The organism is Methylophaga frappieri, assembly GCF_000260965.1.
Taxonomy (GTDB): domain Bacteria; phylum Pseudomonadota; class Gammaproteobacteria; order Nitrosococcales; family Methylophagaceae; genus Methylophaga; species Methylophaga frappieri.
Window position 1 is genome coordinate 2,114,730 of sequence record NC_017856.1, and the last position, 12,635, is coordinate 2,127,364.

The 12,635-nt window shown below is 45.2% G+C and carries 15 protein-coding genes; all 15 read right to left on the reverse strand.

Annotated features, from left to right (window positions below):
* Positions 1–4 precede the first annotated feature (4 nt).
* The 15 genes from Q7C_RS10145 to Q7C_RS10215 all read right to left on the reverse strand — a co-directional run bounded on the left by Q7C_RS10145 (position 5) and on the right by Q7C_RS10215 (position 12,544).
* Positions 5–433, reverse strand: a complete 429-nt coding sequence (locus tag Q7C_RS10145) for a hypothetical protein (RefSeq protein WP_014704668.1) — start codon at positions 431–433, stop codon at positions 5–7.
* Positions 430–990, reverse strand: coding sequence for a hypothetical protein (locus tag Q7C_RS10150; protein ID WP_014704669.1), 561 nt, complete (start codon positions 988–990; stop codon positions 430–432). Before Q7C_RS10150 ends, Q7C_RS10145 begins: the two co-directional genes overlap by 4 nt.
* A complete protein-coding gene (locus Q7C_RS10155; protein WP_014704670.1) occupies positions 968–1,363 on the reverse strand; it encodes a hypothetical protein in 396 nt (131 codons plus the stop codon). Before Q7C_RS10155 ends, Q7C_RS10150 begins: the two co-directional genes overlap by 23 nt.
* Positions 1,364–1,458: 95 nt before the next feature.
* A complete protein-coding gene (locus Q7C_RS10160; RefSeq protein WP_238532310.1) occupies positions 1,459–2,463 on the reverse strand; it encodes a vWA domain-containing protein in 1,005 nt (334 codons plus the stop codon).
* Entirely contained in the window at positions 2,460–3,029 is a 570-nt protein-coding gene (locus tag Q7C_RS10165; protein ID WP_014704672.1) for a hypothetical protein, read from the reverse strand. The genes Q7C_RS10160 and Q7C_RS10165 overlap by 4 nt, the downstream gene beginning before the upstream one ends.
* Positions 3,026–4,006 (reverse strand): vWA domain-containing protein, encoded by a 981-nt coding sequence (locus Q7C_RS10170; RefSeq protein ID WP_014704673.1) that lies wholly within the window; start codon positions 4,004–4,006, stop codon positions 3,026–3,028. The genes Q7C_RS10165 and Q7C_RS10170 overlap by 4 nt, the downstream gene beginning before the upstream one ends.
* Positions 4,003–4,938: a hypothetical protein gene (locus tag Q7C_RS10175; protein ID WP_014704674.1), complete on the reverse strand. Its 936-nt coding sequence runs from the start codon at positions 4,936–4,938 to the stop codon at positions 4,003–4,005. Before Q7C_RS10175 ends, Q7C_RS10170 begins: the two co-directional genes overlap by 4 nt.
* A 1-nt stretch (position 4,939) precedes the next feature.
* Positions 4,940–5,776 carry a DUF58 domain-containing protein gene (locus tag Q7C_RS10180; RefSeq protein ID WP_014704675.1) on the reverse strand — a complete coding sequence of 279 codons (837 nt, stop codon included), beginning with the start codon at positions 5,774–5,776 and terminating at the stop codon, positions 4,940–4,942.
* Positions 5,773–6,807: an AAA family ATPase gene (locus Q7C_RS10185; protein ID WP_014704676.1), complete on the reverse strand. Its 1,035-nt coding sequence runs from the start codon at positions 6,805–6,807 to the stop codon at positions 5,773–5,775. Before Q7C_RS10185 ends, Q7C_RS10180 begins: the two co-directional genes overlap by 4 nt.
* Before the next feature lie 60 nt (positions 6,808–6,867).
* Positions 6,868–7,143 carry a methanol dehydrogenase [cytochrome c] subunit gene (locus Q7C_RS10190; protein WP_014704677.1) on the reverse strand — a complete coding sequence of 92 codons (276 nt, stop codon included), beginning with the start codon at positions 7,141–7,143 and terminating at the stop codon, positions 6,868–6,870.
* Positions 7,144–7,239: 96 nt separating this feature from the next.
* Positions 7,240–7,827 carry a cytochrome c(L), periplasmic gene (gene moxG, locus Q7C_RS10195; RefSeq protein ID WP_014704678.1) on the reverse strand — a complete coding sequence of 196 codons (588 nt, stop codon included), beginning with the start codon at positions 7,825–7,827 and terminating at the stop codon, positions 7,240–7,242.
* A 38-nt stretch (positions 7,828–7,865) separates the two neighbouring features.
* Positions 7,866–8,729, reverse strand: a complete 864-nt coding sequence (gene moxJ, locus Q7C_RS10200) for a methanol oxidation system protein MoxJ (RefSeq protein WP_014704679.1) — start codon at positions 8,727–8,729, stop codon at positions 7,866–7,868.
* 95 nt (positions 8,730–8,824) lie between these two features.
* On the reverse strand, positions 8,825–10,714 hold the full coding sequence (locus tag Q7C_RS10205) for a methanol/ethanol family PQQ-dependent dehydrogenase (RefSeq protein ID WP_014704680.1): 1,890 nt from the start codon (positions 10,712–10,714) through the stop codon (positions 8,825–8,827).
* Positions 10,715–10,896: 182 nt separating this feature from the next.
* Positions 10,897–11,553, reverse strand: a complete 657-nt coding sequence (locus tag Q7C_RS10210) for a response regulator transcription factor (RefSeq protein ID WP_014704681.1) — start codon at positions 11,551–11,553, stop codon at positions 10,897–10,899.
* Positions 11,554–11,569: 16 nt separating this feature from the next.
* The gene (locus Q7C_RS10215; RefSeq protein WP_151194757.1) at positions 11,570–12,544 is read right to left on the reverse strand and encodes a sensor histidine kinase; all 975 of its coding nucleotides are present in this window, start codon (positions 12,542–12,544) and stop codon (positions 11,570–11,572) included.
* Positions 12,545–12,635 lie beyond the last annotated feature (91 nt).

A 12,635-nucleotide genomic window follows, 5' to 3' on the forward strand; every position in this document is an offset into this window, starting at 1 on the left:
TAAGTTACGAATCAGGTTGTTGGCAGGCGCTGGGCAACATGGCCAGCGCCATTTCAGTATCATAGGTTTGCTGTTTATGCTCTTTTAAAAAGAACAATTGAATCTGGTAGGCTTTTTGTTCTAATGCAATTCTCTCTTGGCAAGACATGCCTGTTGCTGACAACTTACCTTGCTTGTGCTGAAGAAAATGTACCATTTCATGCACCAGAAAACTTCGATCATAATGATCGGTACTGAAATCCATATTCTCATTATAAAAAATGGTTTCTGTATCGGCATCGTAGTAAGCAACCGCATTACAAAGAACACCGCCACACACCTCATCCATAATCGTTTTAGTTGGCAGAGCAGTGATGTTTGGTCGCATATCCGGGTCGGGATAGCCACTTAAAGTGACCGCCCAGATAAATAACTGTTCAACTAGGGTTTTCATGGTGTGGTCGCAGGCTTGTTATCGAACAAATGAACAATGGCGTCGGCATGTGACAAATTTTGCCTTCTCAACGTGACATACTGTGCACACAAATCGCCATAAACATACTGGTGAGAGGTACTATCAATGTGATTGGCAAAATCAGTGAGTAGCTCATCAACATCTGCTTCAATACCTTGTTCATTCAACTGATTACTGATTTGTACGGTACGGTTAGCAATTACTCGCGGAGTATCGTGTACGTAAGGTGTAATTTTTTCAAAGCGACTGGTATAAAAGCTAGCTTGTCGATTGGCATCCGGGTTTTGTTCAAGGTAAAGCGATAATAACCAGTCTTCTGGTGCGGTCAGATCCCCAACGGATAACATTTCCGGTGGGACATAATCAGGCATACCTTGTTGCAGATATTGCGGGATAGGCTTAACTGCCGCGTAATCCTCGCCCTCAATAGCGCTGATTTCAGGCTCATCACTGCAGGCGCTGAGCATCGTGACCGATGTGGAGCAAACTACTACACCGATTAAATAACGTGCTTTATTCAGAAATTGCCACGCCATAAATTTCTCCATATCGGGCATTGGCATGGTCCCGAGTGACAGCTTCAGCGCTCACTAATTCCCAATGCTGTCTGGCTTCAAATACTTTGCTGCAGCCCAATGGTTGCTGAGTGCGTGGTGCTAAAGCAAACATGGATCGACCCCCTTGTCTTACGTCAGAAAAGAAACGATCCAAGTGCATGTCGATAACCTCCTTGTCATGCAGGTTTTGCACAACAATACGCAACCCCCCTTTTTTCTCACAGTCTTCATCAGGAATTTCGGCGAAATTCACAAAGTCTGCGATCGATTTTTCAGCAGACCAAGCTGCGCCGCCAGCTGAAAGCAATAAACTGGTAGAAAAAAACGTTGCTAAAAGGTAACGATAGTTCATATAACCCTCGGTGTTATGCTTATGGAGAATTGACCCGTTATGCCACGAAAGAGTTTCACCCGATCAAAATAAAAAATCAGATCAGGATCTTAAATCTAAGCGAGGTTTTTCATGCGAATTTTCCGCAACCACGATGGCATTCGCAATGCTGGAATATAGGCCATGATAAGAAGTAGCAGACTCAATGCGGCAGGAATCGCGCTCAAATCCGTTTTTCTCACTTGTGGTCTGGCAAAATCTGAATGCGTCATCGCTTCTAATAACATGGCTGAATCTTGCAGGTGGTGAAAATGCATACCGGCTTTTTCAGCCAATTCCTCAAGATACTCAATACGCACACTGGAGAGATGTTCACTGCCTGTTTGTTTATTTTTACCCCAAGGCGCATTCCGAGGAACATAACCTTCAATTTTTTCAGGATCTTCCGGCAAGCCAAATGTCGTGTTATGTGGCACATCTTGTGCGGTATAAAAACCGATTTGATTACCGTCCTCATCATACTTAGGAATCCGGCTCAGTGCTGTGTCACCTGTTCCGATGATGAGTCCTTTCACCGGGGTGCGGGGTTGTTCTTCATTGCCAAACTGTAGTTCGCGCAAGTCAGGCTGATAGCGTGGATTAATCGGTGGCGCTTCATGACCATCGGTAAAAAACAATAAGGTATTGTCTTCAAGCGACAGGGTTCGAACTAATTGAATACTGTTTTCCAAAGCCAGCATGATATTGCTGTCTGCCACCCAAGCCATCCGCCAGTCAATTCGGTTGATGGTCTCTCTTAACTCAGTAAAGTCTTTACATATCTCCACCGGTGTATAAAGCATGGTTGGAGTGCGCTCGGTAAAAATGCCAATACCAACACGAGAACCACATGGCAGTCCGCGAATTGTCTCCAGCATATCTGCTTTAACTTTATCTAATCGACTGATTGGGTTCCCCGAAGCGCCCTGATAATCACGCACATTCATGCTGCGAGTAATATCAACCAACATGAAATAATCAAATTTTTTGCCGGGAAACGGCAAATCAGGCATCACAATCGCCAGGCCCATCAAAATCAGAGCCGCTAACATTAGCCAGCGAGAACGTAGCATAGCGTTCATGGCAGACCTATCGGAAATCCGGGCATTGCTGACCAGAGCTCATCACTTTTCTCTTGGCTTTCTTCCAGTACCCTGGCTTCACCGAGCGGTAAATCGCGTGATAAACGTTGTGCCGCTTCGTAATTGTATTTTGCCAGCCAAAAATCCGGATCGATGACTAAGGCTGAACGGAAGAAATCTTTAGCCACGTCGGCCATGGCAGTCGCCCGATCAACAGAGAGATTTTCGGCCATTTCGATAGCCTGAATCAGATAAAGATTGCCTAAATTGTAGTAAATTTGCCGTTTTTCATTCTCATCAGCAAAACGTTCTGTACCACTGTACGTTTCTACCGCTTCGTCAACCAAAAGTAATTCAGCTTGTTTGTAGGCATAGGCAATGCGCACCATGGCCGACTGCATATTGAGCCTGGCCGGATCAGGTAGCGTTTCCTGATTGATCATCCTTATCTGTTTATTGGTACGTTGCGCTTGATAGAGCTCAAAGGATTGCCACAGCAAGGCACCAAGCGCGAGTAATAGCAGGAAACCGCAGACAGTGGTAAGAGTACTTCGACGCAGTATCATGGTTTATGCTCCAGAAACTTGGCTACAGTCAGGCCGGCGAGACATAGGAATGCCAGGATGAATAATGGGGTATGGAGAGGACGCCGTGGAATTTGTTCCTCATAAGTTAACGGCATGTTTTCTAATTCGTCCAATTCATCAACAGCAGCCTGTAAGGATGCTTCCGTATCAATTTCATAGGCCCGATATTTCACAGGCAGACTGCTAAAAAACTTGTCCAGATAGCGTTCTGGCATAACGCGGGGATTATCATCTCGAGAAGAGTCCGGTGTTGAATTAATACCCAAGCCATTTTCAGTACGCAGGAAAAACCAGTACAAGCTGGCCTGATAACGCTCGAACCATTCGCGTAATACACGTTGGGCACGATGATCCAACGTTGCCGCTCCATCTGAAACCAGCACAATAACCCGTGACCCGGTATGAGGTTGATCTTCAAAAAAACGTAGTCCCATACCCAGCCCCTTAGCCGCATTTGTAAAAGCGAGCCCAGGGCTTTGTAAACTATCAATAGCAGCCTGGGTAAAGGACTTATGCTCTGTCAATGGACTGATAAAAAAAGGCTGCGTTGTGAAGCCAACTACGCCAAACAGATCATGGGGCCGTTTATCCACAAACTTGGATAACAGGTTGTGCGCAATCTCACGTTTGGCTGGAGTCGTTTCGTCGGGGACATTGCCACCAAAGGTTTCGTTCATACTGCCGCTTCGGTCAAGTACAAAGACAATATGTGCGCCATTTCCAGTACGTAATAGGGTTTGTTCCGTTTGATGTAATCCGGCAAGCCCTAAAACACTACTGATAATAGCAATGACGCCCAGAGTTTGAAGCAACCGGCGCATTCGAATTGAACTTTGATGTGCGGGCAGCAGGGGGGCCCAGCTGACCGTTTCTTTACGGAAAAAGCTGCGCATTAATGGCAGTGCAGCTAACAACAACAGCCCAGCAACCCAAGGATATGCCAGACTTAGATTCATGCGTGTACAACCAATGGTTCTGCCCGGCTAAGACGCCGTGCAAGTTGTTGCAATTCCTTTAACGTAGGTTGTTGGTCATTAGCTTGACCAAACATCAACGCATCTGATTGCTCAAAAAAGGTGGTGATTTCATTCTGATAAGTAATAAACTCAGGATGATTCTCAAAGAAAAAGGGCAAATGGTAGGTAAACACAACCTGTCCGGCAACGGCGTTAAATGCATGATGTATTGCTTCAAAGGCTTTGAGATGCCGCTTTTCATCTTGCTGATTTTTATCGAGTTTGTTGATTTTTTTTGCAGCCTGTTGAAACGGCGACTGTTTACGCTGCCATAACCAGCCATTGAGAACGACCCAGGCCAAACCAAGTAGTGTTGCAATAATGGCGAGTGCAATGACACGATTCTGCTTGTCAGCAAGTGGTTGTAAAACGGGTGGCAGAGAGGGTTTCATAAAGGCGGAGCCACTGTCTGTTGCGCCCACGCCGCGCGGCACAATTTCTTTCAGTGGTGACATCATGAAATTCCAGTCTGGCAGGCTAAGAATAATTTCTTCGCCGTTACTGTGATGCGCGCGAATAGTCTGGGCAGGAATAGTTAGCTCACGCACATCCAATGGTGCATAAAAAGTCTGATAAATTAGAACAACCTGAAATAGTGCTCGTGCCGAATTGCTATCAAGTAACTCAACCTGCACATCCTGTAGTGTCAGCCAATAGCTCAAATCACCTGTCGCAGGCAGAGATGCCTCGGCAATATCGTAATCTGCCGGGACTTGTAAAATATATTCATGACGAATTAAATCACCAGCCAAAACCCCAAAGTCACGACCTAATGATTGCTTCACAATACCGGTAGGAACTTCTCCCAGTGCTGGCAGGGTTAACGATAACATTGCCACGCATAATAATGCCTTAATCCAACGCCACTGCATTTTATTCTCCGAGAAAATATCGATTAAACTGCTGCACGGAAAAGGGCTCAGCCAGCCAAAGTGGCCGAAACCCATAAGCACTGAACAACGTGTTTAGGAACTGTTTTCTTTGAATAAAGGTTTGCCGTATTAAACGTTGCTGGCGCGGCGTATTAAAGAGAAGATGTAACTCCGCTGATTCAGCATCTTGCACCTCAACAAACCGCCACAATGGGTAGTCCGCAGTTTCAGCGTTCGCCCACACGATAACCGGAACGACATAGTGTGCAGACAATGCAGTTAATACGGATTTAAGCTGGGCGGCCGGCCAATGAAAGTCAGAGACTAAAAAAATCAAACTGCGCTGCCAGGGTAGACTGCCCTGAACTTCATTAAATGCGGTTGCCGACTGGACAGTTGGTTGTTCAGATAGCTCAGTTATCAGTTCTGACCAGTCTGGTTCATAATCGGTTAACTGATGCACTTTTTCTGTTAGTAAGAAGTGATGTGGTTTATCACTTTCGGCGACAATCGACTTACTGATGCAGTCTAAAGTATTGGCTGTAAATGTGGGCTTATTGCCATTAAGCATTGAGTTTGAACCATCAGCGAGCGTGATGACGTCCAATTCACTGCGTTGTCGAAATGTTTTTACGTAAAGCGTTTCAAACGGGTCGACCAGACTGCGCGCCAAATCAACACGAGAAGGATTCGGCTCAGACAGAAAAGAGGCTTTTCGGTAAAACTCACTACCTGGGCCTTGGCGCCGACTTTTATGTGCGCCATCCATGAGCGCATTAAGCAGAAAGTCGGTCTTATAGGTAAATACCGGCGTTTGCTCGATAGTTACAGCATTCATGGACAGGCGACGGCATTCAGTACGGCAGTAATTAATTCATTAATCAGCGTGTCTTGCTGATGCTTGTATACCGGATTCAGGAAAATACGATGCTTCGCAATCGCTGTGAGCACAACATGAAAATCTTCAGGGATCACATAGTCACGTCCCGATAACCAGGCTTGCGCTCTTGAAGCCTGTGCCAGATAAATCATGCCCCGGGGACCCATACCGCCTTGTATTAAATTTTTTGTATCTGTGTCAGCAATACTGATACCAAAGTTAGCGGGCGAACGAAGCGCTTCACAAAGCTGGTAACCATAATGTTGAAGCGCATCACTGGTTTGTACGGATGATTGGATGACAGCGGCAAAATCATTCAACTCTTCATAGGGCAGAACGGCGCGTGTCGTGTTCGCTACCAGTTTATCCGCATCATAATAGCGGGTATCAAACATCAGCGATTTAAGTTGTTGCTCTGACTCGGGACGGCGAACCAACAGTTCCATCATGAACCGGTCCCGGGCTGCAGCGGGTAATTCGAAAGTTTCATCTTTTTCAATACGATTACGGTCAGCAAAGACCTGCAAATGCGGGAAGTAGTAAGGCTTATTAAAGGCGCTCACACTGCGCTCTGCCATCACCCGAAGTAGCAAAGAATGCATTTGGGGACGTGCACGATTTATTTCATTGAAAAAGAAAATGGATAATTTATCACCATGCTTTAAAAGTGGTCCTGGGCTAACTGCAGGCTTGCCATTCTGGTCGATGTGAGTGTAATAGACCAAATCGTGTGGCATTAAGTCGATGGTACCTTCAATGCGTTCAAAGTCACCACCGATGCATTCTGCTGCGCTGCGGAGAAGCGTGGTTTTACCGACACCAACATCACCCTCAAGTAACACATGACCACGACAAAAAACGGCAACAGTCAGTAAGTGAATTACATCATCCTGACCTATGACCGTGCTTTGAATGGTTTCTTTGAAAGCTTGAGCGTGTTTTTGCCAATCAGAAAGTTGTGTTTCGTGCGAAGGGGTGGTGCGGTTCATAAAAGTGGTATCCGAGGGTTGAAAGAGAGGCCAGCAGCTTTGCTGGCCTCATTTTTGGGCTTAGTAAGACCACTTACCCGTTTTTTTGAAGTTTTCAACGCGTTTTGCGTTACGTTCTTCCATTGCTTCCATAGAAGTCGTTTGTTTTTCAAGCTCTGTTTTGCTGTGTTTTGGATCGTATTTAGAGCCTTTGATTTTATCTGGGTAGCCAGGTTTAGCTTCCCAGCAGTTGCCATCACCTTTACAGTTAGTGCCGTCATAAGCGATAGCAGGTGCACCCAGGCTAAACAGCATGGCTGTTGCGCCAGTTAATGCAAGTGTTTTCAATTTTTGCATGGTTCTCTCCTTTAGGTTTTTTTACAACATAATGACTACCGGCCGGCCATAAGCCCAAATGAGATTACTTTAGGCCGGTGATCAATATTCGGTGAACTATTTGTTCCGTTTATTAAATTCTTCCATGGCTTCCTTGAACTCTTCTGGCATTTCAGCAGGTTCAAATTCAGCACGTTGCTCTTCTGGAATCCACAGTGCATTTTCAGGTTTGCCCCAGTAAGAACTCCGGATAAATGCCATAACATGAAGCATTTCATCAATGCTCAGGTTGTTACGCTGAGGCCCCATCATCGAACGGGCACCATCGTACATAATTTCAAAAATACCTTTATCAGTACGACCTTGAGTGTATGTCCAATAATCATCACCCAAGGCTGGGCCAAGCTTACCTTCAAGGTTGTGACCATGACAGCCTGAACAAGCTGTTGCAAACAGGTCTTCACCCATTTTGATAGCTTCTTCATCACCGTTGTACAGGTTTTCAGCTGTAGATTTAAAATGCTTTACAGCTTCCGTTTCTTCGCCTTTTTTACCAAAGGAAAAGTCGATTACCTCTCCTGAAATTGCATTACGAAAGGTCACCTGCGCTTCAGCTTGGGTTGGAATGACACCGACTGCTGTTACAACACCAATACTCAGTGCTGCGGCCAGCTTATTAAGAGAAAATTTCGAATTATTTTTCATATTTTTATACTACCTATCAAATCATTTAGTGAAGGAGCCTATAACAACGGCACACCTTCTTTTTCAAGCACTGCTGTAATTTGCGGTGCTGCCTCGTTGAGTGCTCGATTTATGGCCTGAAGCAATTGTTCATCATCTGTACGAACAGCGACTGATTGTGGGTAATGTTGACGGACACCTTCACCGTCCCCCGTATCAGCAATTTCTTCAGACATCACCATTGTTAGCGGCACATTGGCACTTTCAACATAACGTGCAACTTCCGGTGCCCACAAATGAGCAATATCGCCTTTATTAGTCTCCAGTTCACCGATGAGGTTTCTTGGATCTAAGCGAATATACTTATTACGTGGCGATTTAAATCCATATAATGATTTGCTGTAGTTAAAGTTGCCTTCATACTTGCCAATCTCCCGAAGCATCACTTCTGACGGGCTGCCTGGCAGCATGACAAATTTGTTCACTTTTTGAAGATCTGGGCTTTCCCAGCTGGTAATGTCCAAATTTTTATCATCACGATAAATAAAGACATAACCTGAGGTGTAATACGGATCACTTGTTGCGACACGAGGATCATCAGTATCAACACCCATGACGACATCACAGTCATTTTTCAGTAAATGTTCTGTAACCAGAAAGATTGCCGCCTTATCAGACCAAACAAACTCAACCGGCATATCCATGGTGCGACCGAGAATTTTGGCGATATCGTTCTCAAAGCCTTCTTCTTGAGCATTTGAGTACGGTAATTCGTTACTTGCTGCACACACTTTCAATGTATTTGGCAGATCGGTGTCTGCTGCAGATGCTGGCGCGCTCATCAACGCACCTGTTGCGAGCAGCATAACTGGACTTTTACGTAAAGTCGGTAGCAGTGTGTTAAACAATTTTTTAATAATCATATTACTCTCTCTGATGTGGCTGGCAGCAAGATGCTGCCAGCCAGGTTTAATACAACTATAAGACCATCCAAAAGGATGTTTAGTTGAGCAGATGATTACATTTCGTATTCACCAACGCTCAAGTCTTTAGTGTATGGGCTTTCGCCATCCAGAGAGAAGACCATGAAGCCACCACCCATTTGGGTTGTACGTGCCAATTCTTTAAAGGCACCTACTGCACCCAGACCGGCAGATGGGTCATTCAGGTCAAATACCAGACCAACAGCTGGCCAACCACCTACACCATAGTTGATAGCAACATATTGAATGCCATCATGAGTGTAAGTCATAGGGTGACCGATTGCGCCAGAAGGCAGTTTAAATTTCCACAGCAGGTCGCCGTTGTCCGCATCACGAGCTTTAATGAAGCCGTCAAGCGTACCGTAGAATACTAAACCACCAGCTGTTGCCATGGTGCCGCCCCAAACAGAGAATTTCTCCATTTTTTCCCAAGCGAAATCGCCAGAGATTGCATTGTAGGCTTTAACCTGACCTGAGCCGATACCGTTTGCACGGTCGCCTTTAGGACCAGGGTAAGACCATACGTTGGCACCCACGAAGAACTGACCTGCACGGTATGGCAACATGAACGGTTCCCAATCCATACACAGGTGGTTAATACCCAGGTAGAACAGTTCACGTTCTGGATCGTATGAATCCATACCTTGGTTGTGGAAGCCCATTGCTGAAGGACAGATGTCACGTGAACGGTGACCCATTCTGGTGCTGAACTCTGGATCACGGATTGGTAAACCAGTTTCCAGATCCACTTTTTTCACCCAGTTAGCAGTGTCATCCATTTTGTCTGCAGAAACCAGATCACCAGTTTCACGATCCAATGTATAGACGATACCGTTACGGTCAGGGTGAGTCAGCAATTTACGCATTTTGCCATCTTTGTCTTCTTGCTCAGACAGCATCATGACGTTAACGCCAGCATAGTCCCATTCATCATGTGGTGTTTTCTGGTAGCCGAATTTAGCCAAACCAGTGTTTACATCACGACCCCAGATAGTCATGGTCCATTTGTTGTCGCCAGGACGCATAGTTTCGTTCCATGGTGCTGGGTTACCAGAGCCATAGTAGAACATTTCTAAGTCAGGATCATAAGCGTACCAACCCCAGTTAGTACCACCACCGATTTTCCACGCATCATCTTCCCAAGTTTGTGTACCCAGGTTTTTTTGACCGTAGTGTGGGTTTTCGCTGTTGAAGTTATTGGCCAGACCAATTTCGCTGTCAGGACCAGTTGCATACCAACGCCAAGCCATTTCACCTGTGTGAATGTCAAACGCAGTTACATAACCACGAACACCCAGCTCTGCACCTGAAGAACCTTGGATAACCAGGTCTTTAGCTACAAATGGTGCTTGTGTTTGAGTTTGACCAACGCTGATATCACCGTTTTCAACTTTCCAGTGAACTTCACCAGTTTCTGCGTTCAGTGCAACAACGTGACCATCCAATTGGCTTTTCACGATCATAGCAGGTGTTTTGCTGTCACCAGGCCAGTAAGCCAGACCACGGTTAACAACGTCACAACAAGCTACTGCACGAGCAGCTGGATCTTGTTTAGGTTTGTGTTCCCAAACAATTTGACCTGGATTGTTCAGGTTAATAGCGAAAGTGTTGTTAGGGAATGGTGTGTGGATGTACAGCATATCACCAACTACCAATGGCGCACCTTCGTGGCCGTTCAGCAGGCCAGTTGAGAACGTCCAGGCCGGAGCCAGATCCGTAACATTCTTTTTGTTGATTTGTTTAGAACTACTGTAGTGGTTAGCAGAATAGTTTTTACCCTGCATTACCCAGTTAGCTTCATCTTTTTGAAGTTCTACCAACTTGTCGTTTGCAACAGCGGCAGTTGTGCCGCCGAGGCCAATGACGGAACCAGCGACAAGCGCTGACCCGACTTTGACGAGCCGGTTCAATGTGTTCTCTCTCATACTTCCTCCTAATTTCAGACGAATGCCAGTCATTGCTGGCGGTGTGTCCCAGTTAACGAAAATACGTAAACTGTGCACGTCGGTAATCATCAGCCTTTCGGTAAAGGAGGCGTTAGAGCCGGCAACCCTCGAAGGGTTAGGGAGTATGTCACATTTAAAGCAGGGATTATGGCTCGGGAAAATTATCCTTCATGTGGGGGATGAATCACACCAATCTTTTGCGCCAGAAAAATAATATCTGCCAGCTTTGTTGTGCCCAGCTTACGCATCATGTTTGTTTTGTAATTTGAGATGGTTTTTGGGGCTAAAGTTAAATTGGCAGCCATCTCTTCGATGCTTTGACCTTCAGCTGTCATTCTAAATACAGCAAACTCTTGATGTGAGAGTGAATTTATCTTGTTATCACTATTTATGAGTTTTTCAATGGCGATTGAGCGAGCGACACCAGCGCCAAGATAGTGTTGTTTAGCTGCGACTTGCTTAACTGCCTCGATTAACACTTCGGTTGAGCTGGATTTCGTAATATAACCACGGGCGCCTAACTCTAAAGCCCGCATTGCGAGTGAGGTTTCTTCGTGCATACTACAGACAAGAATATTTGCTTGGCTATCTCTTGCACATATGCGTCGTATACATTCCAGTCCGCCTGAACCAGGCATAGTCAAATCAACAATACAAACAGTTGGTTTTTTTGTAATAAAAGCTTGATAACCTTCTTCGGCATTAGCTGCTTGCCCCGCAATGGTAAAGCCAGCCGCTTCTAATAATTGGGAGTATCCTTCTCGTAAGATGGTGTGATCATCAATCAGCAGTACTGAAATTGATTGTTGCGCATGCATAACTTTGTCCTCACTTTTAAAGGGGTGCGTTTAGTGGAATAACGATCATAATTTCGGTGCCGTTATTTGGTTCGGATTTTAGGGCAAACTCTCCACCCAAAGCGTTAACACGTTCCCGAATGCCGATTAACCCCATTCCTTTACCAATTAAATTATTCGCTTCAAACCCTTGGCCGTTATCAGATAACCGCATACATACAGTCGGGGTGCCACCCTGTTGATCCATGTTCATTGTTAGGTCGATGTATGTGGCATTAGCATGGCGACTGATATTTACGAGGCCTTCCTGTAAGCAACGATATAAAGTCAGTGAAGTGTCGTAATCAATCGACTCGTCATCTAAATCCAAAGCGTGCTTTAGCTGTAAATTAGGGAATGAGGATAGCCATTGACTGATGAGGTCCTCAATCGACGCCGTTAAACCGACTTTATCTAGACCTGGTGGTTTAATGCTTCGTAATTTTGAACGCGTGACGTTACGTAGGTAGTCGGCACTTTCTTGAATCGTTGTAAGGGTTTTGAATAGCGGGCTTTCCTTTGCCGTTTTTTGCAAGCCAACAGAAGCATTTACATCAATTGCAGCAAGGTATTGCCCGAAAACATCATGTAATTCTCCGGCAAGTTGATTCCGCTCTGATTCACGAAGCAGCGTAATATGTTTAATCAACGCACGATTTTGTTGAAGCAGTTCGCTGGCTTCCTGATGTTTTTTCTCAAGAGAGTGTTGAATCTGCATTTTCTGATCAAGCACTTTTTGGATTTCAGCAAATCGTCGTTTGCCAAACCACATCAAGCCAATACAACTGACCAAAAGAACAAAGAGAATTTCATCTAGTTGGAAATGCTCACCTAGCGCTGCCCAATTTATCCAGCGCTCAGCAAGATCAAAGCTCCCAGCCAATATCCATGTCACTGCCGAAGCAAGAGTGATCAAGCTTAAGTCTAACCAAGCACGTTTTTTACTGCTTCGAGTAAGCGAAACTATATCCACTTAAAATCCCAGCGTAATGAAAATGAATTTTCCTAATTATAGGTAGTCATATTTAGTCACAACAGCATTATTTAAAGCATGTTTGGATGAA